Origin of the sequence: Myxococcus xanthus (assembly GCF_013116825.1) — a bacterium.
Classification (GTDB): domain Bacteria; phylum Myxococcota; class Myxococcia; order Myxococcales; family Myxococcaceae; genus Myxococcus; species Myxococcus xanthus_B.
Window position 1 is genome coordinate 102,601 of record NZ_JABFNS010000006.1, and the last position, 24,974, is coordinate 127,574.

The following is a 24,974-nucleotide window of genomic DNA, read 5'->3' on the forward strand; positions in this document are numbered from 1 at the left end:
GAGCGGGCCACGCCAGTTGTGGCGTGGACCCGGGGCGCTACTCCTTCTTCGAAGAAGTCGAGTCAGGGAGGTTCAGCTCGGCGCGCGTCGCGGCCTGGACGCGGCGGGCCTGTCGGGGCCGGGCCACCAGGGGAGGAGGCGCGGCGGGCGCACCGGGCTGCTGGAGTGTCTCCAGGTGCTTCGCCAAGGCGCCGAGCGTGGGGTGCTCGAAGAGGACGCGGAGTGACACGTCCACCATGCAGGACTCCTGGATGCGCGCCATCACCTGGACGGCCTTCATCGACTGGCCGCCCAGGTCGAAGAAGTTGTCGCGCGCGCCGACCTGCTCCACCGCGAGGACGTCGCGCCAGATGGCCGCGAGCTGGACTTCCATGGGCGTGCGCGGCGCCTCGTAGGCCGCCGAGGCGCGCTGGTTCGCCGACGGCGCGGGAAGCGCTTTGCGGTCCAGCTTGCCGTTGGCCGTCCGGGGGAAGGACTCCATCGTTACGAAGTGGCTCGGCAGCATGTACGCTGGCAGGTGAGAGGCCAGGTGCTGGCGGATCGTCAGCGCATCGGGAGCGGGCTCGGCGCAGGAGCGCACATAGGCGACCAGCTCCGCGTGGCCTGACACGTCCCACAGCTTCACAGCGGCTTCCAGGACGCCAGGCACCTGGGCCAGCCGGGCTTCAATCTCTCCCAGCTCGATGCGATAGCCGCGCAGCTTCACCTGTCCATCGCCGCGACCCAGGTACTCCAGCGTGCCATCTGGCAGCGCGCGCACCAGGTCACCCGTGGCGTAGAGCCGGCCGCCCGGCATCTGTCCGAAGGGATCCGGTACGAAGCGCTCCGCCGTCAGGTCCGGACGGTGGAGGTAGCCCTGCGCCACGCCGTGTCCGCCGATGAACAGCGCGCCCGTCACGCCCATGGGTACCGGCTGCATGGCGGCGTCCAGCACGTACACCTGCGTGTTGCCAATGGGACGGCCCAGGGTGATGCGGCATCCCGGCTCCAGGCGCGTGGTGGTGGACCAGATGGTCGTCTCCGTGGGGCCGTACATGTTCCACAGGGACGCGCCGCGCGAGCACAGTGGCTCGACGAGTTCGGAGGGAATCGCCTCTCCGCCGCAGAGGAGCTTCAGCGTGGGGCTGCCTTTCCACCCCAGCGTCAGCAGCATCCGCCACGTGGACGGGGTTGCCTGCATCACCGTGGCGCCACTGTCCACCAAGGCCCGCATCAGGCGGGTGCCATCCACGGCCGTCTCGCTACTGGCGATGACGACGTTGCCGCCCACGCTCAGGGGCAGGAAGAGCTCCAGCACGGAGATGTCGAAGGCCACCGTCGTCACGGCGAACAGCGTGTCCTGGTCGGTCATCCCAGGCGCCCGTTGCATGGACGCCATGAAGTTGACGACCGCGGCGTGCGGCACTGCCACGCCCTTCGGGCGGCCCGTGGAGCCGGACGTGTAGAGCACGTAGGCCAGGTCCGTGCCCGCGAGCGTCACCTGGGGCGGCGTCGTGGGGGCGCAGGAGGCCTCGGCAAGCACCATGCGCTTGCCGGGATAGGTGGGGACCTGCGCGGCCAGCTCCGGCTCCGTCAGCAGCAGTGAGACGCCGCTGTCATCCAGGATGTGCGCCAGCCGGTCCGGCGGATACAGCGGGTCCAGCGGCACATACGCCGCGCCCGCCTTCAGGATGCCGAGCAAACCCACGAGCAGCTCCACCGAGCGCTCCAGGAAGATGCCCACGCGGTGCCCCGGCTCCACGCCGAGCTGGCGCAGGTGATTCGCCAGCCGGTTCGCCTGCTCATCCAGCTCCCGGTAGGTCAGGGCGCGCGACTCGAAGCGCACGGCGGTGGCGTCCGGACGGCGCGCGGCCTGCCGTTCGAAGAGGCCGTGGAGGCTGTTGGGCAGGGGCAGGTCGAGCGCGGTGTCGTTCCACTCCCGCAGCAGTCGCAGGCGCTCGGGCCCGGTCAGCAGGGGCAGGTCGTTCACGGACCGGGTGGGGTTCTCCGCGATGGCCGCGAGCAGCGTGAGGAGGTGGCCGGACATCCGCTCGACGGTGGCCGCATCGAACAGGTCGGTGTTGTAGTTCAGTTCGCTCGCCAGCCCCTGCGCCGTCTCCGCCATCGACAGGGAGAGGTCGAACTGCGTGGTGCCGCTCTCGAACTCCAACTGCTCCAGCGTGAGGCTGGACAGCGAGAGGACCTCGGACGGCGTGTTCTGGAGCGTGAACAGCACCTGGAACAGCGGGGAGTAACTCGGGTCGCGCGCGGGCTGGAGTGCCTCGACCAACTGCTCGAAGGGCAGCTTCTGATGCGCGTAGGCGCTCAGCGTGTCCTGGCGCACGCGGGCCAGCAGCTCGGAGAACGGACGCGCGCCGTCCACCTGGAGCCGCAGCGGCAGTGAGTTGACGAAGAGGCCGATGAGGGGCTCCGTCTGGGGCACCCTGTTGGCGATGGGCGTGCCGATGACGAGGTCCTCCTGCCGGCTGCTTCGGGACAGGAGCACGCCGAACGCGGACAGCAGCGTCATGAACAGCGTGGCCTCTGACTCGCGGCTCCGCTGCTTGAGCCGGGCAGTCAGCTCCGCTGGCACGGTGAAGCGATGGGTCGCACCGTGGAAGCGCTGAGTCGCGGGGCGCGGCCGGTCGGTGGGCAGCTCCAGCAGCGCAGGGGCGCCGGCCAGGTGGTCGCGCCACCAGGAGAGGTGTGGCTGGAGGTCGCCACGGGTGGCTCGCTCCTGCTGCCAGCGCGCGAAGTCACCGTACTGAAGCGTGGGTTCGGGAAGCGGAGAGGGTTCGCCCGTGCTGAACGCGCGGTAGAGCGCCGCCAGTTCGCGGATGAGGACGCCCAGGGACCAGCCGTCGCAGGCGACGTGATGGAGCGTGAGCAGCAGCACGTGCTCGCGTGGGTCCAACCGCAGCAGGGACAGCCGCAGTGGCAGGTCTCGCGACAGGTCGAAGGGGCGCCCCGCCTCCTCCGTCGCACGCCGCCGGACCTCGGCCTGTCGTGCTTCGGCGGGGAGGGGCTGGAGGTCCACTTCGGGCATCGTCACGGACGCGGGCGGCAAGACGCGCTGGAAGGGCTGGCCCTGGTGCTGCCCGTAGCTCGTGCGCAGCACCTCGTGACGGCGGACGATTTCATCCAGGCTCCGCTGAAGCGCGGCGATGTCCAGGGCGCCTTCGAGTCGCAGCGCCGCGGGCATGTTGTACGCGCCGCTGGGCCCCTGGAACTGCTCCAGGAACCACAGGCGCTGCTGGCCGGATGACAGCGGCAGCGCTCCATCGCGAGGGCCAGCGGGGATGAGGTCCGCGGCGCCCTGGAGTGACTGGCCCACCTGTTGGAGGAAGGAGACCAGCTCCTCCTTGCGGGACTTCATCTCTCCGAGCAGGTCGGGTGTCATCACGCCCGGAGGCGCGTTGAAGCGCAGGCGCTCGCCTTCCATCCACAGCCGCACGTCGTGTTGGCGCAGCCGGGTCAACAGTCCGTCGATCGTGTTCACAGCTCCCCCTCTTCACGGCTCGCGCCGCTGACGCTGGTGTCCTCGGCCGCACGCGCCGCCCACAGGACGGTGTCCACGTGCTCCGCGAGCCCGGCGATGGTCGTCTGCTTGAAGAGCCGCTCCAGGGGCAGCTCCACCTTGAGCGCATCCCGCAGTCGAGAGGCCACCTGCGTGGCCAGCAGCGAGTCACCGCCCAGCTCGAAGAAGTCGTCGTGGATGCCCACGCGAGGCAGACGCAGGGCCTTCATCCATACCTCCGCCAGCGTCTGCTCGGTGGGCGTGCGCGGTGCGACGAAGGGACGCGTGGGCGCGCTGGCCTCCGGGTCCGGCGCGGGCAGCGCCTTGCGGTCCAGCTTCCCGCTGGCCGTCAGAGGCATGGCCTCCATGAGGACGAAGAAGGCGGGGACCATGTAGTCCGGCAGCTTCTCCAGCAGGAACTGGCGGAGCGTGGCGGGTGTCACGCTTCCCTGCGCGGACGGCACCACGTAGGCCACCAGTCGCTTGTCATGTCCGGCCAGCGCGCCCGGCTCCTCGCGGACCGTGACGACCACTTCCTGGACGTGCTCGTGCGCGCTCAGCGCGGACTCGATTTCTCCCAGCTCGATTCGGAAGCCGCGCACCTTCACCTGGTGGTCGCTGCGACCCAGGAACTCGAGCGTGCCGTCAGGCCGGTAGCGGACCAGGTCTCCGGTTCGGTAGAGGCGCGCCGCCGGGTCGTCGCTGAACGGGTCCGGCACGAAGCGCTGCGCGGTGAGCTCTGGACGGTTGAGGTAACCCGCCGCGACCAGTGGTCCGCCGATGTGCAGCTCGCCCGCCACGCCGATGGGCACGGGCGCGCCATGCCGATCCAGCACGTAGCAGGGGCGGTTCGACAGCGGCCGGCCGATGGGGACGCGCGTGGCGCTCCAGCCCTTGGGGATGTCGAAGGTGGTCGCGGTGATGAGCGTCTCAGTGGGGCCATAGGCATTGAGCGTGCGCACGTTGCCAAGCGGGCCGTGCTGCCACAGCTCCAGCACCTTGGGCAGCACGGTGTCGCCGCCGATGATGACCAGCCGCAAGTCATGGGCACCGATGGTTGGCGGCGATTCGGCCCAGCTCTGCGTGAGCTGCTGCCAGTACGCCGTGGGGAAGTTCATCACCGACAGCCGCTGTTCGACGACGCGGCGGGCCAGCTCCTCGGGCGTCCAGACCTGGTTGCCGCGCAGGACCAGCGTGGCGCCCGTCATGAACGTCGGGAGAATCTGCTCCAGGGACGCGTCGAAGTTGAACGAGGCGAATTGCAACACGCGGTCGCGCTCGGTCAGCTCGAAGTGGAGCTGCATGTCCTGGAAGTGCACCGCCATCTGGCCATGGCTGATGACGACGCCCTTGGGCTCACCCGTGGAGCCGGACGTGTAGATGATGTAGGCGGGGGACGTGGCCGTCGCGGTGTTGAGCGGGTTCTCCGTGGGACGCGCTGCCAGCGTGGCGGCGTCGGTGTCCAGGTGGACGACCTTGGCGGTGTGTGCGGGCAGCCGCTCCGCGAGGGACTGCTTCGTCACCAGCACGGCCGCGCGCGCGTCGTCCAGCAGGAAGCGCAGCCGCTCCACCGGGTGCGCGGGGTCCAGCGGCACGTAGGCGCCACCGGCCTTGAGGATGGCCAGCAACGTCACCAGCATCTCCGGCGAGCGGTCGATGAAGGCACCCACCAGCACGCCGGGGCCGACACCCAGGCCGCGCAGGTGGTGCGCGAGCTGGTTCGCGCGCCGGTTGAAGTCGGCGTAGCTGATGCACTGGCCGTCCAGCTCCACCGCGTGCACGCCGGGCCTCGCGGCGGCCTGCTGTTCGATGAACTGGTGGGTGAGGAGGTCCTCACGGTAGCCCACCTGGTTCTGGTTCCACGCCACCAGGACCTTGCGGCGCTCGGCTGGGGTGAGCATCGGCAGGTCGGCGACGCGCGCTTCCGGCTGCTCGAGCGTGCCTGACAACAGCGTGCGGAAGCCCTGAGCCCAGCGGGCCAGCGTCGCCGCTTCGAACAGGTCGGTGTTGTAGTCGAAGTCGAGGACGAGTCCGTCCTCGGCGTCGATGACGTTCAGGCTCAGGTCGAAGGCGGCGTAGCGCACGGGCTGCGGGACGAAGTGCGTCCGAAGGCCGTCCATCTGGAGGTTCCCCAGGGGGCGCTCCAGGTTGAACGTGACGCTGACGAGCGGGGTGTGGCTCGTGCTGCGCGGCAGCCCCAGGCGCTGGATGAGCAGGGCGAAGGGATAGTCCTGGTGCTCATATGCCTCCCAGAGCACTTGCTTGAGGCCCTGGGCGTATTCGGAGAACGTCTGCTCGCCCTGAACGTGGCTGGCGATGGGCAGCAGGTGCGAGCAGTAGCCCACCAGCCCCTCGCTGCCCTCCATTCCCCGGCCCGCGGTGGGGATGCCCACCAGGACGTCATCCTGGCCCGTCAGGCGGTGGAGGAAGGTGGTGTAGACGGAGAGCAGCAGCATGAAGAGCGTGGACTGCTGCTGCGCCGCCGCCTCCCGCAGGGCCTGGGTGGTGGCGCGGTCCAGTCGCAGCGTCTGCCGGGCGCCCCGATAGCTGCGGTGCGCGGGGCGGCCATGGTCGATGGGCAACTCCAGCGCGGGCAGCGTCTCCACGCGCCGGCTCAGCCAGAAGCGCTCGTGGGCCATCTGCTCCTTGGTTCCGGCCTGCTGCTGGAGCCACTGCACGTACTCGCCCCACTGCATCGAGGGTGGAGGCGGAGTGCTCTTGCCTCCCCGGAGCTCGGTGTAGCGCGCGGCAATCTCGCGGACGATGACACCCAGCGACCAGCCGTCCACCGCGACGTGGTGCGCGGTGAGGACCAAGACGTGCTCCCGCGCGCCCAGCTTCAGCAGGTTGACGCGGAAGGGCGCGCCGCGGTGCAAGTCGAACGGCGCGTTGCTCTCCTGCTCGTACCAGGCGGAGAGGCGCTCGGCCTGCTCCGGCGCGGGCAGGGTGGAGAGGTCGTGCAACGTCAGGGAAAGCGCCAGTGAAGCGGCCGCGGTCTGCTGCTCGCCGGACTCGTGGACGTGGATGCGCAGGGCTTCATGCCGGTCGACGACGTGCTGGATGGCGCGTTGGAGCACCTCGGGCTGGAGCACGCCTTCGAGCCGCAGGCTCATCGACAGGTTGTAGGAGATGGAGCCGCCAGCGTTCATCTGGGCGAGCACCCACAGTTGCCGCTGCGCCTCGGTCATCGGCAGCGTGCGCGCTTCCACGCGGGTGGGCTCGGGCGGTGTGGTGCGTGGCCAGAATCCGCCCGCGCGCATGTCCGCCACCGTCTCCGTGACGGCGCGAACGATGGTGTCGAGGTCCTCATCCGAGTGCGCGGTGGAGAGCATGCACGTGCGCCCCTCCCAGATGTAGATGCCGCGCTGGATGAGGTGGCAGAAGAACAGGTCCATCTCCAGCGACTGGTACAGGTAGCTGGTGTTGCCTGCGGCGGAGAAGCGCAGCACCGAGCCGCCGTGGACCGCCTCGATGGGCGCCTGCTCGCGCTGGAAGATGTCATTGAGACGAGCGACCAGCCCCGCGGCGCGGCGGCTCAGATTCTCCTGGAGCGCCGGTCCCTGGGCCTTGAGGTGGCTCAGCGTGGCCACCGTGGTCGCCATGGTCAGCGGGTGCTTGCAGAACGTGCCCGCGGAGAAGGTCGTCTCGACAGCGGGGTAGGACGCGTCACCGTAGTTCCAGTCGCCTCCGTCGATGCGGTCCACGAAGCCGCCGCGGTCCGCGACGGCGCCAATGGCCATGCCGCCACCGAGCACCTTGCCGTAGGTGACCAGGTCCGCCTCGATGCCGTACCACGCCTGGGCGCCACCCGGATGGAGCCGGAAGCCGGTGATGACCTCGTCGAAGATGAGGGGCACGCCTGCTTCACGCGTCATCGTCCGCAACGCCTGGAGGAAGGCCCGTGGCTGGAGATTGGGACGGCGGCTTTGCACGGGTTCGACGAGGACGCCCGCCAGCTCGTGAAGGTGCTCGCGGATGAGCTCCAGCGTGCGGTCCTCGCCGTAGGGCAGCACGAGGACGTCTTCGACGACCTTGGGAGACACGCCCGCCGCCATGGGCAGCGACTGCGGCTCGCCGTTGACCATGCGCCCCACCACCAACGTGCCGTCGGAGTGGCCGTGGTAGGAGCCGGTGAACATCACGATTTTCGTGCGGCCCGTCGCGGCGCGCGCCAGCCGGAGCGCCGTCATCACCGCCTCCGTGCCGGAGTTGCAGAAGGTGACGCGCTTCATCCCGGTCAGCTCGCAGAGCAGCTCCGCGGCTTGCCCGCCCAGGTCCGACTGGGGGCCCAACTCCATGCCCTCCGCCAGGCGCTGTTGCAGCGCCTCCAGGATGAAGGGCGGGTTGTGACCGAACAGGTGCACCCCGAAGCCCATGGAGAAGTCGATGTACTCGTTGCCGTCCGCGTCCCAGACCCTCGAGCCCTTCGACCGCACGCTGACGATGGGGTAGCACACCTCCTTCAGCTCGGCGCGGAAGTTCATCAGCCACCGCACGTCGCTCCACTTCGAGCGGTAGCGGACGGCTGCCTCCTTCGAGCGCTTCGTGCGCGCGGTGTACTTCGCGATGAGCGCGTCCAGGTGACGCTGCTGTACCGCGGGGAGCTCACGCTCGGGCGTGCCGGACTTGGGCCCCGCGCCAAAGGGTGACGCGCCTCCCGCCTTCGCGGTGTTCGCGGGCACGGCCTTGGGGGCAGGGGCTTCCTGCGCCGCGACGGGAAGCTGCAGCGGCGCTGCGGGACGTCCGCCCAGGAGCGCGAGCTGCTGCGCCATGAGCTGCAACTGCTGTTGGATGAGCTGCTCGACGGCGCTTCCCGGCGGCGCGGAGGGCATGTTCGCGGCGGCGGGAGGCGCGCTCATGGGGAGCGGCGCGGGAGCGCTCGTCGCGGCTGGCGCGGAGGTCAGGGCGAAGCTCGCGGGCAGCGTCTGGTCGAGGTGGCTCGCCAGTGCATCCAACGTCGTCAGTTCCTCGAAGAGCTGACGGATGGCCAGCTTCACGCCGAAGCGCTTCTCCACGTTGCGGATGGCGTCCAGCAACACGAGGGAGTCGGCGCCCATCTCCAGGAAGGACATGCGCGGGTCGAGCTTCTCGGGAGGGGCCTGGAGCAGCAAGGCGACGACCGCGCGGAGCTCCGTGAGGATGCGCTCCTTGCGTGACACGACGGGCGCTGCGGCAGTGGTCTGGGTCATCATCGTCGGGCTGGGGGAAGGGGAGGGGCGCGCGGAGTCCAGCAAGTACCTCTGGCGCTCGAAGGGATAGGTGGGCAGCGGGACACGCCGTCGCGGGTGGTTCGCGTCCACTGCGCTCCATGCGACGGCGACGCCGCGCGTGTACAGCGCACCGAGGCTGTCGAGCAGCGTCTGCCAGGCAGCCTGCTGGCGCCGCAGGCTGGGGAGCCACAGGCTCGCGCTCTCGGGAACGCAGCGCTTCGCCATGCCGAGCAGCGTGTCGTGCGGGCCCATCTCGATGAACAGCGCGGGGCCCGCCTGCGTCAGCGTCTGGAGGCCCTTGAAGAACTGGACGGGAGCGCGCGCGTGCCGTCGCCAGTAGGCGGCGTCTGGGGCCTGGGACAAGCGCTCGCCCGTGACGTTCGAGATGAGCGGGAGCCGCGGCGCGTGGGCGGGCAGGACGCGAGCTACCTGCTCGAAGCCCTCGAGCATCGGCTCCAGTAGCGGCGAGTGGAACGCGTGGGAGACGGTGAGCGGTCGCGAATCGACACCTTGCGCCTGTAGCGCCGCGGTGATGCGCTGGACCGCTTCACGCTCACCGGAGATGACTACGTGCCTCGGCCCATTGACGGCGGCGACGTCCACCAGGGGCTCGCCCTCCAGCGCCGTGCGCACCGTGACTTCATCCGCCAGGACCGCGGCCATGGCGCCGTTCTGGGGCAGCGCCTGGATGAGCCGGCTGCGGGTGGCCAGCAGGGCCAGCGCCTCCTCCAGCCCGAGCGCGCCCGCCGCGTGCGCGGCCGTGAATTCGCCCACGCTGTGGCCCAAGACGGCGTCGGGCACTACGCCCCACGAACGCCACAACTCCGTCAGGGCATGGCCCAGCGCGAACAACGCTGGCTGGGTGTAGCGCGTCTGGTGGATGAGCTGCGCCGTGGCGTCCGTCGTCGGAAACAGAACTGATATCAGCGGGACATCCAGGTGCGGACGGAGGAGCGCGTCGCAGCGCTCCAGGGCCTCACGGAAGACGGGCGCGCTGTCGAACAACTGCCGTCCCATGCCGGGGTACTGGGTGCCCTGGCCGGGATACAGGAAGACGATTCGAGGCGTGGCGCCACGCTGCACCTCGCCCTGATGCAGCCCGGGCACGGCGTGTCCTTGGGCGAAGGACTCGAGCCGCGACGCCAGCTCCGCATGGGAGTTCGCGGTGAGCGCGAGCCGATGCGGCCACGCATTGCGGCCGGTGTTCGCGGTGAAGCAGACGTCCGCCAGCGTGGGGGCGTTCGGCCGTAGCAGGTGCTCCTGGTACTGCCGGGCCATGTTCCGCAGGGCCGTATCGCTTCGAGCCGAAAGCGTCAGGACGTGGCTGTCACGCTCGGGGACGCGAGGTGCATCCGCGGGGCGCGGCGGAGGCTCACTCAGGATGACGTGGGCGTTGGTTCCACCGAAGCCGAAGGCGCTGACTCCCGCGATGCGCGCGCCGGACGCTTGGGGCCACGGCTCGGGGCGCTTGGGAATCGGAAATCGGGTCGCATCCAAGGTGATGTGCGGGTTGAGTTCGCGCAGGTGGACCTGCGGCGGAATCTCGCCGTGACCCAGGGCCAGCACCGTCTTCATCAGCCCCGCGATGCCGGCCGCCGCTTCCAGGTGGCCGATGTTGCTCTTCACTGAGCCGATGAAGCAGCGCTGCTCCGCCGTCCTCCCCGGAGACAGCACGGCGCTCAGGGCCGCCAGTTCAATCGGGTCGCCCAGCGGCGTCCCCGTGCCGTGGGCTTCGATGTAGCCAATCTGTTCTGGCGACAGGCGGGCCTGACGGAGGGCTTGCTGGATGACGTCCTGCTGCGCGGCGCCGCTGGGCGCGGTGAGCCCGTTGCTGAGCCCGTCATGATTCACGGCCGAGCCGCGGATGATGGCCAGGATGGGCGCGCCCGAGGCCAGCGCGTCCGACAGGCGCTGAAGGACGACGATGCCGCAGCCCTCGGAGCGCACGTAACCATCGGCCGACGCGTCGAACGTCTTGCAGCGTCCGTCCGCCGCCATCATCCCCGCCTGCGAGAAGGCGATGGTGAGCTCGGGTGACAGGATGAGGTTGACGCCGCCCGCCATCGCCAGGTCGCACTCGCGGCCGCGGAGGCTCTGACAGGCCAGGTGCACCGCGACGAGCGACGACGAGCACGCTGTGTCCACGGCCATGCTCGGACCGCGCAAGCCCAACACGTACGACAGCCGGTTGGCCGCGATGCTGTGCGCGTTGCCAGTGCCCGCGTACGCATCCAACAAGGCTCGGTCGCCGAACTGTCGCTGCGCGTAGTCGCTGGTGCTGATGCCGACGAAGACGCCCGTGCGACTGCCCTGGAGTCCCTGCGGTGCCTGTCCCGCGCGCTCCAGCGCCTCCCACGCGACTTCCAGGAGCAGACGCTGCTGCGGATCCATCCGCACGGCTTCGCGAGGCGAGATGCCGAAGAAGAGCGGGTCGAACGCGCCGACGTCTTCGAGGAAGCCGCCCCATCGCGTGTTCATCGTCGCGGGTGTGGACGCGTCCGAAGCGTAGAGGCTCGCCGCGTCCCAACGGTCCGCGGGGACTTCGGTGATGGCATCTCCGCCGCGCTGGAGCAGCGCCCAGAGTGCCTCTGGCGTCGGGGCTCCCGGGAAGCGACACCCCAGCGACACCACCGCGATGGCGTCGTCCTGCGCGGCCTCGGTGACGGGCGTCGCGGGCGCATGCGCCACGGGCTCATTGCCACGGCCGAGCGCCTGGCTGAGCGCGTCGATGGTGGGGTGCTCCCACAGGATGGTGGGCGACACGTCGCGGCCCAGCCAGTCCGCCAACTCGCCCGACAAGAACACCGCGTCCTTCGACGTCAGCCCGTAGCGAACGAAGGGTTCCTGGGGGTCGACTTCTTCGGGCGTGAGCTCGGCGGACTCGGCGACGTAGGCCCGAAGCCACGCCGCGATTTCATCGCGCGTGCGGTCTCCGGACACACCGGAGACCAGAGGGGAATCCACAGGGGCCTGTGAGACACCGAAGAATGACTTCATGGAAAATCACGGACCTAAAGTGTAATCCTGCAGATCTGGATTATTATGAAAACGTTTTGAATCCGACTAGTCTTGACGGGGTTCCGAGGTAAATTTCTGGTGCCAGCGCTCCGGCAGGGGTTGGCGCTTTCCAGGTGGAGTCTTGGCGCCAGGAGTCAGGGCTGACTCACCGCTGTGACGACAGGTGCTTGCAGATGGCGTTCAGCGAGTTCGAGTGCTGGTCCGAATCAGGCCAGTTGGATTGCGTGGCGGTGTTCCGGCCCGCGGCGCTGGACGTCACCAGCGCGGAGGAGGCGGCGGCGGTCGGCTTCATGCGGCCTGTCACGCGCAGCGAGGCGGAGGACGCCTTTGGCCGGCTGCGGGACACGCTGACGCGCCTCGGTTGCCAGACGATTGACCTGTGGGAGTTGCTACCAGAGCGCGAGCGCGCGGTGAGCGACACCACGGTGAACCGGGTGTTCGTCCGCGATACCGCGGCGGTGCTCGGGCGTCAGTTGGTGACGGGCACGGCGGCTTTTCCCGTGCGGCTGGCGGAGTTCGACGTGGCGCACCGCGCGCTGTCGCAGCTCCAGCCGGAGCTGTCGAGCGACGAGGCCGCGACGTCCGCGCGCATCGAGTTCGGGGACGTGTTCGTGCTCGACGCGGAGCGGTTGCTGGTCAACGTGGGGCTGCGCAGTGACGCGCGGGCGCTTCAGTCCTTCCTGGAGCTGGCGTGGCGTTCGGGCTTCCGCGAGGCCGCCGTCGTCCGCATCCCGGAGAGCCTGGGCATCATCCACCTGGACCTTGCCTTCAACGTGCTTGGGCCGCGGGCGGTGGTGGCGCGGGCCTTTCTCCGCCACACGCCCATCCAGGTGTTCGCACAGGGCGTGGCGCCGCACTGGGAGCCCTTTGACGGCTACTTCGCCCAGCGGGGCCGCCGCGTCATCCCCTTCGAACCGAAAGGGGAGAGCGGCTTCATGTCGAACTTCATCTACGTGGGGCCCAACCTGATTCTCGCCTCGGAGAGCGCCTCGGTGGGCCTTCGTCCTCTGGCGAAGGAGGCCGGCATCGAGGTGGCGAGCGTCGACATCGAGGCGTTGGAGCGGGGCAATGGCAGCGTCCGGTGCCTCACGATGCCCCTGCGCCGGCGCGCGGTGTAGCGAAGGACCGCCGGCGAACCGCGCTCAGGAAGGGCGGTTCACCGTGGGCGGGTGGGGCATGTCGCCTTCGCGCTCGTAGTAGAGGCTCGCGCAGCCCTGCTCGTAGACCACGAGCACCCTGTCACTTTCCTCCAGCAGGTCGGAGACCTTCTCCGTGGTCTTGCGGACGAGTACGTCGAACCTACCCGGGCGCTGTTTGTTTCCGGCCCGGACTGTCACGACTGGCATGCGGGGTTCCGCTCCTTGTGCCCCGCGGCGAGCGGTTCCGGGAGGACATCCCCGGCCTGGGCCCATCCGAAGGTAACAAAGGCGTGTCATAACCAAACGAACAGTCCGTTGACAAGCGGGCCGCGCCATGGCGGGAAGGGGCTCCCATGCTCCGCAAGCTCCCCGTTCTGCTGGTTGGTGTTCTTGGTCTCGCCTCTTCCGCGGGCGCGCAGGAGGCGCGGCGGCCTCCGGAGCACCGCTCTCCGACGCCCGCCTGGGCGCCTCGCGGCGTGCTGCTGGGTGTCAGCGCCCAGGATGGCCTGGTGGCCTCCCAGACGAAGGTGCAGTGGCAGTTCACCTTCTACCAGGACCGCAAGGACGCCTTCGCGTTGCTGCTGGAGGGCAGTCTGTCGTGGGGGCTCGCGTTCCCCGATGCCGAGGAGGGCAAGCCGCAGAACGCGGTGCGCTCCTTCTACCAGCACAGCCCGCAGGTGGGGGTGGGCTACCGGAACCACCTGCCCGGCCAGGTGCACTGGGGCTTCCAGGTCACCGGCGGTCCCGTCTTCTACGGCGCGAACTTCGACGGTGGGCTGGAGAAGGACCGGCGCGTGGCGGGCCTCATCGAGGGCCGCGTCCACCTGGGCTACCAGTTCGGGGACATCGCCGGTGGGCTCGCTGTGGGGTATGGCGAGGTATTTGGCTACAAGCGCCGCAGCCTTGGCCGCTTCTTCGTGGGTGGCCCGGTGGTCGGGTTGTTCGTGGATTGGCGCTAGTCTTTGCGTAGAGTGTGGCTTGCGAGCACCCTGTTCGCACGCCGCGTATGCCCGAGCCGCTCAGCGCCCATGTGTCGCGATACCTCCGCAACCGAGAAGTCTTCGAGCGGAACCTGCCAGCCGCGCTGCTCGTCTTCACTCCAGCGACGGAGGAAGACAGCAGCGGGGACGGGGAGGAGTACCGCCTGAAGACGGTGACGAACGCGGGGAGCCCGACGCTGGGGGCCAGCGGGCCCTTGGTGTTTCCCGTCGTGAAATCGCGGACGAACGCCTTCGGGCGGGGCATTACCGTGGGGCGGACGGGCAACAACGACGTGGTCCTGGACGACGGGAGCGTGTCCCGGTTCCACGCCTGGTTCAGCCGGGAGGAAGGCCATGCGGGCTTCCTGCTGACGGATGCCGGGTCCAAGAATGGCTCCTGGGCGGGGGGCGTCCGCCTCGTGCCCCGGAAGGCCGTTCCGGTGGCGGATGGCGCTCGGTTGCGCTTCGGCCAGGTGGAGGTCGGCTTCTACACGGCCAGCGGTTTTGTGCGGATGCTTGCCGTGAGGATGGCTCCCTGAGCCTTGCCACGTCTTCGTGGGCCTGCGTAACGTGCGGAGTCGCCCTCTGTCACACACGGGAGTGTTCGCGGTGGCCTTGACCACAGAAGCTTTTGGACTGACCGACGTCGGCCGCAGGCGGCAGCACAACGAAGACGCGATGCTGGTGGATGCGGCACTGGGTCTCTACGTGGTGGCTGACGGCATGGGCGGTCACGCGGCCGGCGAGGTCGCGAGCAACCGGGCCACGGAGGTCGTCAAGCAGCACATCTCCGCCAACCGCCATCTGTTGAAGGACCTGGGCATCAACCCAACGCCGGACAGCCGCTCGGCGGCGGCGGCGCTCGTCGAGGTGGCCGTCCAGCGCGCGTGCGCGGACATCTACCGGACGGCGATGTCGGACGCGACCAAGCGCGGCATGGGCACGACGTTCGTGTGCCTCGCGGTGGGCGGCAACAAGGGTGTCATCGGCCATGTGGGTGACAGCCGTGTCTACCTGGTGCGGCACGGCCAGTGTCACCGGCTGACGGAGGACCACACGCTGGTCGCCGCGCAGCTCAAGGCCGGCACGATTACCAAGGACCAGGCCGCCAACTCGCAGTACCGCAACGTGATTACCCGCGCGGTGGGCATCCAGGAGTCCGTCCAGGTCGACACGCTCATCGTGGACCTGGTGCCTGGGGACATGTTCATCCTCTGCTCGGACGGCCTGCACGGCTATGTCGAGGACGAGGAGGTCCTTCCGCTCATCGCCGGCATCGCGCCCGCGGACCTGCCCAAGCGCTTCATCGACGTCGCCAACGAGCGCGGTGGCAAGGACAACATCACCGCGGTGGTGGTGAAGGTCGCGGGCGAAGGCTCCAGCGTCAGCGAGGAGTCGAGCGAAGCGCAGTCGCGCATGGAGGCGCTGCGCAAGATTCCGCTCTTCCGTCACCTCACCTACAAGGAGCAGACGGCGGTGCTGTCCATCGCGACCACGCGCACGTATCCCGCGGGGCGTGAGATCGTGGTGGAGGGGCAGCCGGGTGAGGAGCTCTTCGTCGTCATCCGGGGCCGGGTGGCCATTGAAAAGAACGGCGTGGAGATCGCCGAGCTGCGCGCGGGTGGCCACTTCGGAGAGATGGGGCTCATCGACAACGCGCCGCGTTCAGCGACGGTGCGGGCGACGGAGCCCACGCGCACCATGGTCATCTCGCGGCCAGACCTGATGGGCCTGATGAAGCGCGAGTCCATCCTCGCGGTGAAGATGCTCTGGAGCTTCGTCCAGGTGCTCAGCGACCGGCTTCGCGCCACCAACTCGGAGCTCAGCGAGGCACGGCAGGAGCTGGCCGTGGCCCAGGCGATTGCTCCGTTCGCCGAGGAGTAGGAGGACGCGTCATGGCCCCTCGTCGACCGAAGCCGCTTCGTCCGGAATCCCAAGCACGTCAGACGCCCCAGGTACGTTCGCGCCGTTCCGTTGTCGGAGGGCGACGCATGGCGAGGGCGGTGGGCGGCGACGTGGTGGTGAAGTTCCTGGGCGAGGTGGTTGAGCTGCGCCAGGAGCTGAGGGCGACGCAGGGGGACATCGAAGGCATGGCGATGGGCATGGGGTCCATGCGAGTCGGTATGGCGACCATGCGGTCGAACATGGCGACCATGCAGACGAACATGGCGGTCATGCAGTCGAACATGGTGGCCATGCAGACGACCATGGCGGCCATGCAGACGAACATGGACTCCATGATGGGCAACATGGAGACGATGATGTCGACCGTGGAGTCCATGATCGTGGGACTGCGTTCCGTGTCGGGACGCATGAGCCGGATGGAGGCCCACGCGGGCCGCATGGCCCGGCTGCTGACCTCCATGGCGGATTCGACCCAGGAGCGTTTCGAGCGGGTCGAGAAGCGCCTGGATGACCTCGAAGACAAGCTGTAGGCGCGGCTCGCCCATGCGTCCGGGAAAGGACGCGTCCGGAATTTTCAGGGGGAATCGGCCGTTCCGCGCCCGGTCCCGGGCTAACGTCCGCGCCGTCTGCGCATGCGCAACTGGATTGTCATAGGCGTGATGGCGACCCTGCTCGCGGCAGGGGTGGTGTGGCTGTGGCCCGGCACGGAGACGGAGCCCGCCGCTCGCGACATGCACACCGCCACTGGCAAGGCCCTGCCGGAGTTCGCCGCCGTGGAGGTGGCCTCCGCGGGCGAAGGGCTGGCGCTCACGGGACGTGTGCTGGACGCCTCGGGTCGCCCCGTCGCGGGCGCGGAGGTGTTCCTGTCCGCCAGCGCGGAGCGGACGCTCCTGGGCGTTCATTGTGACGCGTGTGGCCAGGCGCTCCTGGCCTGCCAGGCGCGTGAGACGGCGCTGCACACGCTGGCGTTCTTCGAGCAGCAGCAGGGCTTCCTGACGCCGCGGGCCACGGCCAGCACGGACGCGGAAGGGCGCTTCCGCTTCGAGCAACTGGCTGGCGTGTCCTTCTCCGTGTGGGCCCGCGCGCCAGGGATGGGCGTCGCGCTCCGGGAGCGGGCCGCGCCTGGAGACCCGGTGGAGCTGTACCTGCCGCCGCTGCGCACCCTGGTGGGGCAGGTGGTGGACGAAGCCGGACGGCCCTTGGCCGGGGCTCATGTGCACGGAATGTCGCGGCGGGCGCCGCTGCCCTTCGCGTCCACGAGCGGAGCGGATGGCCGCTTCACCCTGACGGGCCTGGGCGAGGGGCCGTTCTATGTGCTGGCCACGGCGGAGGGGTACCTGCCCGCCGTGGGGGCCCAGGTGGAGGCGGGGCCACAGCCCGTGCGCCTGAAGCTGACGCCCGCGCGCACCCTGGAGGTCCGCGTCACCCGAAATGGTTCCCCCGCGGCCGCGCTGGTGCGGCTGCGCGCGGACCACCTGTCGCGGGAGCTGCGCACGGATGGCGCTCCGGTGCGTTTCACCGGCTTGTATCCGGACCAATTGGTGGTGACCGCGGAGGCCAAGGGCCTGGCGTCCGTGCCCCGCGTCTTGACGCTGGACGAGCGCGTCACCCAGGTGACGCTGGCGCTGGAGGAAGCGGGGAGCTTGCTCGTCACGGTGGTGGATGAGGATGGGCAGCCCGTGCCGCAACCGGAGCTGCTGTTGCGCATGCCGGCGGGGGAGGTTGTCCGGCAGGAGCGCGGTGGCACCGGGGCGTTGGTGACGCTGGGCCCCCTGGCCGTGGGCAACTACGTGCTGACCGGGCAGGCCGAGGGCTTCCGTGACGCGCAGCTGCCCGCGAAGGTGACGCCAGGGGAGACGGCGCTCGAACTGGAGATGGAGCGCGCCACCGTCATCAGCGGGCAGGTGCTGGATGTCTACGGCCGGCCCGCGCCGGGCGTGTCCGTGTTGGTGCAGCCCACGGGCGCGTCGACGCTGGCGGACGCGGAAGGGCGCTTCATCGCGCAGGTGCCCACGCCGGGGCTCTACGAGCTTCATGCGCACCACTCGGAGTGGGGCGGTGGCCAGCTGAAGGTGACTGCGCCCACCACCGACGTGCAACTGGCGCTGGAGCCGCGCGCGTCGCTGGAAGTGACAGTCTCCGCCGAGGGCCGCCGCGTCGAAGGCGCGGACGTGGTGCTGTGGGTTGATCAGCAAGGCATCTTCCGGAGTGACCGGCCGTCGGGCTCGGACGGCATGGTCCCGATGCGCGGGATGCCCGCGGGCACGTATTCGATGATGGCGTCCCATCCCGACTATCAGCCGTCGGAGCGCCGGGAGGTGACGCTGACGGAGGGCCAGACGCTGAAGCTGGAGGCGGAGCTGAGGCCCGGAGCGCCGCTCAGTGGCGAGGTGGTGGACGGGAAGAACGCGCCGGTAGCGGGCGCCACGTTGGTGGTGGTGCCCCGTGGCGCGGAGCCCGTGCAGTCCGACGCGAGCGGCCGTTTCGAGTTCCGCGCGCTGCGGCCGGACCGGGGCTACCGCTTGGAGGTGAGGCACCCGGGCTATGACCAGGTCGAGCGCGCCGAGGGCAAGGCGGGTGGCCCTCCGGTGCGAGTGGTGCTCAGGAAGCGCGACGTCTATCGCGGGCGCGTCGTGGGCGATGACGGTGCGCCGGTGCGCCGCTTTCGCGTGGACGAGCACGATGTGAATGCACCGGATGGCCGCTTCGAGCTGCCGTTGCCTACGGCGGGCGACCGCGTCATCGCGTCGGTGGACGCGGCGGGCTACGAGCCGCTGATGGTGGATCGCCCGGCCTCGCCCGACCTGGGAGACCTGGTGCTGGAGAAGCTGCCGGGGGTCTCGGGCCGCGTGGTCGACGAGGGCGGTGGGCCGGTGCCAGATGCCGTGGTGTCGTGCGACGTCTGTGACGACTCCGTTCTCTCCGGGCCTGATGGCACCTTCACGGTGGCCAGCCCTCCCTATGTGACGCGTTACTCGCTCACGGCGCGCAAGGGGCGGTTGAGTGCCACCCAGTCGTTGGAGCGGGGCGCGCGGGGGCCGGTGGAGCTCAAGCTGCGGCAGGCCACGCGTTTGAGCGGCCGGGTGTTCCGCCCGGACGGGAGCCCCGCGGCGGGCTTCGAGGTCGAGGCCGTCAACGCGGACCGCAGCGAACCGCTCACCATCGTCACCGGGCCGGATGGTGGCTACAGCGTGGAGGTCTCCCCGGGCAACTACCGCTTCGCGCTGGGCGCGAACCGGGAGTTCTCTGGCGAGCCGGCGCTGGTGGTGCAGGTGGGCGGCTCGGAGATGTCGCTGGACCTGGGCCCGGCGCCGGGCACCGCGTCGCTGACCGTCCAGGTGAAGCCGGAGCGGGGCCGGGCGCTGTGGATCGTCGCGGGAGAGCTGGGAGCGGTGGGCAATCCTCCGACGGTGGCGTTGATGCGCTCGCGCTGGGCGCAGCTCGTGTACCAGCCCCGGTCGGAGCAGGTCCGCCTGAGTGGCCTGCGGCCCGGGCGGTACACGTTGGTGTGGGGCAACTTCCACGTGGAGACCCCAGGCGGACCGGAGGTCCGCGTCGTGGATGTGCCTTCGGCCAGTGACGTCGTGATGATGGCCCACTGACGCCCTGCCGGGACGGTTGCGAGCCCGCCTCCCCGCGCATTAGGAAGCCGCATGGACGTGACGAGTCTGAAAGGCCGCCGGGTGGTCGTCGGCGTGGGTGGCGGCATCGCGGCGTACAAGGCCTGCGAGCTGGTGCGGGAGCTGTCGCGAGCGGGCGCCGAGGTGCGGGTGGCCATGACGGAGTCCGCGCGCCAGTTCGTCACCCCGCTCACCTTCCAGGCGCTCAGCGGGCACCCTGTGCTCACGGACTATTTCGACCCTGCCCAGGAGGGGAACTTCGGCCACCTGGACCTTGCGCGCTGGGCCGAGGCGTTCGTCGTGGCGCCGGCCACCGCGGACCTGCTGGCGCGCATCCGCGCGGGCATGGGGAACGACGCCGTGACGACGTCGCTGCTCGCCTTCCGGGGGCCGGTGGTGCTGGCGCCGGCGATGAACGTGGCCATGTGGGACAACCCCCTGACGCAGGAGAACCTGGCGGCCCTGCTGGCCTATCCGCGCTTCTCGCGCGTGGGCCCAGGCGCGGGGATGCTGGCCTGTGGTGACGTGGGGGAGGGGCGACTGGCGGACGTTCCAGCCATCGTCCAGGCGGTCGCGGCGCGTTTCGGCGCTGGCCCCCTGGCGGGGAAGCGGGTGCTGCTGACGGCGGGCCCCACCCGCGAGTTCCTGGACCCGGTGCGGTTCATCTCCAATCCCTCCACGGGGAAGATGGGCATGGCGCTCGCGCACGCGGCCCGGACCCTGGGCGCCGAGGTGACGGTGGTGCTCGGTCCCGTGGGCACCGTGGAGCGCGGCGGCTTTGACATCGTGGACGTGGTGAGCGCGGACGACATGGCGCGCGAGGTGCTCTCACGGGTGAGCACCGCGGATGCGTTCATCGCCACGGCGGCGGTCAGCGACTGGCGCCCGGAGACGCGCGCGCCGCAGAAGGTGAAGAAGGGCGCTTCCTCGTCGCCCGAGGCGCTGACGCTCGTGCGCACGCCGGACGTGCTCGCGGAGGCCTCCCGCAAGGTGGCGGGACAACCAAGGCGGCCGGTGCTGGTGGGTTTCGCCGCGGAAACGGAGCGCGTGGTGGCTCACGCGCGCGAAAAACTGGAGCGCAAGGGGCTGGACGCGATTGTCGCCAACGACGTGACGGCCCCTGGCGCGGGCTTTGGGACGGACACCAACCGGGTGACGGTGCTCACGCGTTCGGGCGCACAGCATGAGCTCCAGGGCAGCAAATACGAGGTGGCGCAGGCCCTCATCGAGCTGCTGCTCGTGTCACCGTCCTAGCAGGGCTCCATCTCAGCGAGGGGGACGGTGGCCTTCGACACGAGCCGGGGTGGATGTCCACGGGCTGGATGCCCAGGTCCATGACGAAGGCGGCTTCTGTGAACAGGTCCTCCGTGACCTGGCGGTAATCCGGGTTCTGGTGCGCCATGGCGGCTCCTCGCTGCATGACACCGGGTTCGGGGCGCAAGATGGCGTGGGCCCAGGGGGGCCTCCAGGGCGGATGACTGGGGACAGGGCGGGGTAGGACTCCAGGCGTGGGCCTGGAACAGCGCTGGTGGAAGGCGAACAGTCGGCTCGGGCGTCCGCTTCCTTGCGCAGGGGCGCCACGTCCGATACCGATCCAGGACCGTGATTGATGACACGCCCGAGGCCTCGCAGGACCTGAGCGCCCTGATGGACGATGTGCGCCGCCACCTCCTCTGGCAGGAGGAGGCCGCTGGCCGGGTGCTGATGATTGACGCCAAGGCGGCGCTCGAGCTCCAACGCTCGGCTCCCTCCTTGCGCGCGCGCTTCGCCCGAGCGCAGGGGGCCGCGGACGCCGCGCCACCTGCTCGCCCCGAGGCGCCGCTGCCCCGGCCGCCGCTGGCGAGCCCGGCACCGGAGCATCGTTCCATCGGCACGGAGCGGCCGGGCCCGGCGACTCCCGCGGGTGCAGCAGGACCGCTGGGAGTCGGTGTCGCAGCGCCGGCCCGGGTGCCGCCTCCGTCCACGCCTCCCATGCGTCCGGGGGGCATGGCGCTCGGTGCCGCTGAGGGGCAGCCGCCGCCGCCCCCGTCGCGGCCCGCTGGGGCGCTGCAGGGCGCGGCGAACGGCGAGCGGCCGACGTTGGACGAGGTTCGCCGGGAGCTGGGCGACTGCCAGCGCTGCAAGCTGTGCTCGACGCGCAAGAACCTCGTGTTCGGTTCGGGCAACCCCCGCGCGGAGCTGGTGTTCGTGGGCGAGGGCCCCGGGGAGAACGAGGACCTGCAGGGCGTGCCCTTCGTTGGCGCGGCCGGCGACCTGCTGACGAAGATGATTGGCGCGATGGGCTACCGCCGCGACGACGTCTATATCTGCAACGTCGTGAAGTGCCGGCCACCAGGGAACCGCAATCCGGAGCCGGAGGAGGTCGCCGCCTGCGAGCCTTTCCTGCGCGCGCAGTTGGCCGCCATCCAGCCCAAGGTGGTGGTGGCGCTGGGCAAGTTCGCGGCGCAGACGCTGCTGCGGGACAGCACGCCCATCACCCGCCTGCGTGGCAACTGGCGCACCTACGAGGGCATCCAGCTGATGCCCACCTTCCACCCGGCGTACCTCCTCCGCAGCCCGGCGGAGAAGCGCAAGGCATGGGAGGACCTCCAGGCGGTGATGAAGGTGCTGGGGAAGCAACCCGGTTCGCGAGCGTAGCCGCGGGCCCGATGAAGGGAATGCACGGATGAATGGATTGCTGGAGTCGAGTGAGCTGCTGTCGCCCGCGCTGGAGTCGAACCCGCTGGGGGACCCGGCTCGCCGCAAGCTCACCGTGTACCTGCCGCCAGGCTACGGCGCGGATGAGCGGCGCTATCCCGTCGTCTACTTCCTGCATGCCTTTGGCAACAGCGGCGGCTCGTGGACGAACGCGTCGGGCTTCGCGCCCACCGTCCCCCAGCGCCTGGACGCGCTCGTCGAGTCGGGCGCGATTCCGCCCGTCATCGGCGTCTTCCCGGACGCCTGGACGTCGCTGGGTGGCAGCCAGTGGGTGAACAGCGACGCCATTGGCCGGTACCGCGACTACCTGACCAAGGACGTGGTGGGCTTCGTGGACCGCACCTACCGCACCCTGCCGAAGGCGGCCTCGCGCGCCGTGGTGGGGCACAGCTCCGGTGGCTACGGCGCGCTGGTGATGGGCCGCTACCACCCGGAACTGTTCTCCCACGTAGGCGCGCACGCGGCGGATTCCTACTTCGAATACTGCTACCTGCCGGACCTCCCGAAGGCCGCGGCGGCGCTGCTGAAGGCCGGCGGCGTGGAGGCGTGGCACGCCGAGTTCCGGGCGCGCGTGAGCGAGACGAAGATGCGCGGGGACGACTTCCCAGTGGTGAACGTCCTGGCGATGGCCGCCGCGTATTCTCCGAAGAAGGGCGAGCCGCTCAACGTGGAGCTGCCCTTCGACGCGAACACGGGCCGGCTGCGGCTCGACGTGTGGAACCGGTGGCTGGTGCACGACCCGGTGCGCTTCGTGCCCAAGTTCATGGACGCGTTCCGGAAGCTGAAGACGGTGTACCTGGACTGTGGGACGCGTGACGAGTTCAACATCCGCTGGGGCACGCGGATGCTCGCGGAGGACTTCAAGAACGCGGGCGTGGAGCGCGTCCACGAGGAGTTCGAGGACGGCCACTCCGGTGTGTCGTACCGCTTCGCGCGCTCGCTGTCCGTCCTGGTGCCGAACCTGGCGCAGGACTGACGCATGGGGCCGGGGCCTGTCGCGCGGTGGTCGGGATGCCCGCTGGGGGACGCCTCGGCCCACCGCGCGTGACGTGGCGCTGGCCTTTTCCCTGTCCGAGCGGGTAGACGCCTCCCTGGGGGCGCCCCGCCGTGGCGGGGCCGGGCGCCCGACAACCTTCAGGGAGACGGGAACATGAGCATCGACCTCTACGGGCTGTCTCGCGTCGTTGGCGAGAAGGGCGTGCTGCCCCAGCGCGCGAAGCAGTTGGACCCTTCGCTGCCGTGCCGCGAGTCCGAGCTGCTCATCGACGTGGAGAGCCTCAACATCGACGCCGCGTCCTTCAAGCAGATCAAGGGCGAGGTGGGCGGCGACGCGAAGCGCATTGGCGAGCGCATCCAGGAAATCGTCCGTGAGCGGGGGAAGATGCAGAACCCCGTGACGGGCTCGGGCGGCATGTTGATTGGCCGGGTGAAGGAGCTGGGCGCCAGGCACCCCGCGCGCGAGCTGCTCAAGGTGGGCGACCGCATCGCCACGCTGGTGAGCCTGACGCTGACGCCGCTGGTCATCGAAGAGGTGAAGGCGGTGCATGCGGACATCGACCGCGTGGACATCCGCGGGCACGCAATCCTGTTCGCCAGCGGCATCTACGCGAAGCTGCCCACGGACATGCCGGACACGTTGGCGCTCGCGGCGCTGGACGTGTGTGGCGCGCCCGCGCTGGTGGCCCGGCACGTGCGGCCGGGCATGACGGTGGCGGTGCTGGGCGCGGGCAAGAGCGGGGCGCTGTGTCTGGCGCAGGCGCGGCGCAACCTGGAGAGCCGGGGCAAGCTGCTCGCGCTCGACGTGTCACAGGGCGCGCTGGACCTGCTGTCCGGCATTGGCCTGTGTGACGTGGCCCTGAAGGTGGACGCGACTCAGGGCGTGGACGTCATGGAAGCGGTGAGCCAGGCGACGGGCGGTCAGCTCTGCGACCTGGTGGTCAACTGCGCCAGCGTGGGCAACACGGAGATGGCCACCATCCTGTCGGTGAAGGACGGCGGCACGGCCATCTTCTTCTCCATGGCCACCAGCTTCACCGCGGCGGCCCTGGGCGCCGAGGGCGTGGGCAAGGACGTCACCATGGTGGTGGGCAACGGGTACGTGCCCGGTCACGCCGCGCTGACGCTGGACCTGCTGCGCACCGAGCCGGAGCTGCTCCAGCTCTTCGGCACGCGCTACGTCTAGCCGCCGAGCCGTCTGGCCCGATGCCCAGCGGCGTCTTCACCGGGATGGGGCCACCTTGCCTCATCCCGGGCGGGGCAGCGCCTCCCATGTCATCGCGCCGAGGCGGACGTCTCCGGCGCGGTGGGCGCCTGGGGCACGGGCGCGCTGGGCTCCTGCGTGCGTGCCCAGTCCTGGGCGCTGCGGCCGCTGCCATCGCGCACGTCAGGGGAGGCCCCCTGATGCCGGAGTTGGTCCACCACCTCCTCGCGGCCGAACAGGGACGCGAACATCAGCGCCGTCTGGCCGAAGCGGTTGCTCTGGTCCACCGCGCAGGGCTGCTGATTGAGCAGTCCGACGATGTCCGCATAGCCCTTGAAGGCCGCGCCCATGAGCGCGGTGTTGCCGTTGTTGTCGCCCGCGCACGCATCCGCGCCGGCGGAGAGCAGGGCGCGCACCGTGTCCGCATGCCCGTGGTACGCGGCGAGGATGAGCGGCGAGAAGCCGCGAGCATCCCGCGCCTCCACCGGCGTACCCGCCTGGACGAGCCCGGCGACGATGTCCGTCTCTCCGGCACGGGCGGCGGCCAGCAGGTAGCGCTCCGCCTCGCTCGTGGCCAGTAGACGCCCTTGCGGCGCGGGCGTGGCGCGCAGGGACATCCACGCGGCCGTCAACACGCCGGCACCCAGCATCAACAGGCCCAGCGTTCCCAATAGCAGCTTGCGAATCATGACGGACTCCAGAAGAGAGG

General features: G+C 69.9%; 14 protein-coding genes. 10 read left to right on the forward strand and 4 right to left on the reverse strand.

The genetic code is table 11. The annotated features are described in order from the left end of the window. Positions 1–37: 37 nt before the first annotated feature. Together HNV26_RS03165 and HNV26_RS03170 are read right to left on the reverse strand one after the other, a co-directional pair. Positions 38–3,478: a non-ribosomal peptide synthetase gene (locus tag HNV26_RS03165; protein WP_171439829.1), complete on the reverse strand. Its 3,441-nt coding sequence runs from the start codon at positions 3,476–3,478 to the stop codon at positions 38–40. Then, positions 3,475–11,703, reverse strand: a complete 8,229-nt coding sequence (locus HNV26_RS03170) for a non-ribosomal peptide synthetase/type I polyketide synthase (protein ID WP_171439828.1) — start codon at positions 11,701–11,703, stop codon at positions 3,475–3,477. Before HNV26_RS03170 ends, HNV26_RS03165 begins: the two co-directional genes overlap by 4 nt. A gap of 194 nt (positions 11,704–11,897) precedes the next feature. Between HNV26_RS03170 and HNV26_RS03175 the strand changes: the two genes are divergently transcribed. Continuing rightward, positions 11,898–12,842 (forward strand): arginine deiminase family protein, encoded by a 945-nt coding sequence (locus HNV26_RS03175; protein ID WP_171439827.1) that lies wholly within the window; start codon positions 11,898–11,900, stop codon positions 12,840–12,842. Positions 12,843–12,866: 24 nt separating this feature from the next. Here HNV26_RS03175 and HNV26_RS03180 read toward each other — a convergent pair whose 3' ends face one another. After that, positions 12,867–13,070: a hypothetical protein gene (locus HNV26_RS03180; RefSeq protein WP_140792976.1), complete on the reverse strand. Its 204-nt coding sequence runs from the start codon at positions 13,068–13,070 to the stop codon at positions 12,867–12,869. 146 nt (positions 13,071–13,216) lie between these two features. Here HNV26_RS03180 and HNV26_RS03185 point away from each other — a divergent pair, with 146 nt between their 5' ends. The 9 genes from HNV26_RS03185 to kdd all read left to right on the forward strand — a co-directional run bounded on the left by HNV26_RS03185 (position 13,217) and on the right by kdd (position 24,247). After that, on the forward strand, positions 13,217–13,822 hold the full coding sequence (locus HNV26_RS03185; RefSeq protein WP_171439826.1) for a hypothetical protein: 606 nt from the start codon (positions 13,217–13,219) through the stop codon (positions 13,820–13,822). A gap of 47 nt (positions 13,823–13,869) precedes the next feature. Then, complete coding sequence (locus tag HNV26_RS03190) at positions 13,870–14,382, forward strand: FHA domain-containing protein (RefSeq protein WP_171439825.1); 513 nt, start codon at positions 13,870–13,872, stop codon at positions 14,380–14,382. 61 nt (positions 14,383–14,443) lie between these two features. Then, the gene (locus HNV26_RS03195; protein WP_020478362.1) at positions 14,444–15,727 is read left to right on the forward strand and encodes a Stp1/IreP family PP2C-type Ser/Thr phosphatase; all 1,284 of its coding nucleotides are present in this window, start codon (positions 14,444–14,446) and stop codon (positions 15,725–15,727) included. A 107-nt stretch (positions 15,728–15,834) separates the two neighbouring features. Then, the gene (locus tag HNV26_RS03200; protein WP_171439824.1) at positions 15,835–16,278 is read left to right on the forward strand and encodes a hypothetical protein; all 444 of its coding nucleotides are present in this window, start codon (positions 15,835–15,837) and stop codon (positions 16,276–16,278) included. 102 nt (positions 16,279–16,380) lie between these two features. Then, complete coding sequence (locus HNV26_RS03205) at positions 16,381–19,350, forward strand: carboxypeptidase regulatory-like domain-containing protein (protein WP_171439823.1); 2,970 nt, start codon at positions 16,381–16,383, stop codon at positions 19,348–19,350. A 51-nt stretch (positions 19,351–19,401) separates the two neighbouring features. Then, positions 19,402–20,622 carry a bifunctional phosphopantothenoylcysteine decarboxylase/phosphopantothenate--cysteine ligase CoaBC gene (coaBC, locus tag HNV26_RS03210; RefSeq protein WP_171439822.1) on the forward strand — a complete coding sequence of 407 codons (1,221 nt, stop codon included), beginning with the start codon at positions 19,402–19,404 and terminating at the stop codon, positions 20,620–20,622. A gap of 348 nt (positions 20,623–20,970) precedes the next feature. Then, positions 20,971–22,005 carry a uracil-DNA glycosylase gene (locus tag HNV26_RS38130; RefSeq protein ID WP_171439821.1) on the forward strand — a complete coding sequence of 345 codons (1,035 nt, stop codon included), beginning with the start codon at positions 20,971–20,973 and terminating at the stop codon, positions 22,003–22,005. A gap of 28 nt (positions 22,006–22,033) precedes the next feature. Next, positions 22,034–23,041 carry an alpha/beta hydrolase gene (locus HNV26_RS03220; protein WP_011554393.1) on the forward strand — a complete coding sequence of 336 codons (1,008 nt, stop codon included), beginning with the start codon at positions 22,034–22,036 and terminating at the stop codon, positions 23,039–23,041. A 174-nt stretch (positions 23,042–23,215) separates the two neighbouring features. Next, on the forward strand, positions 23,216–24,247 hold the full coding sequence (kdd, locus tag HNV26_RS03225) for an L-erythro-3,5-diaminohexanoate dehydrogenase (protein WP_171439820.1): 1,032 nt from the start codon (positions 23,216–23,218) through the stop codon (positions 24,245–24,247). Between the two features lie 89 nt (positions 24,248–24,336). Here the strand turns inward: kdd and HNV26_RS03230 are convergent, their stop codons facing one another. Next, positions 24,337–24,954, reverse strand: coding sequence for an ankyrin repeat domain-containing protein (locus tag HNV26_RS03230; protein ID WP_171439819.1), 618 nt, complete (start codon positions 24,952–24,954; stop codon positions 24,337–24,339). Between the last annotated feature and the right edge of the window lie 20 nt (positions 24,955–24,974).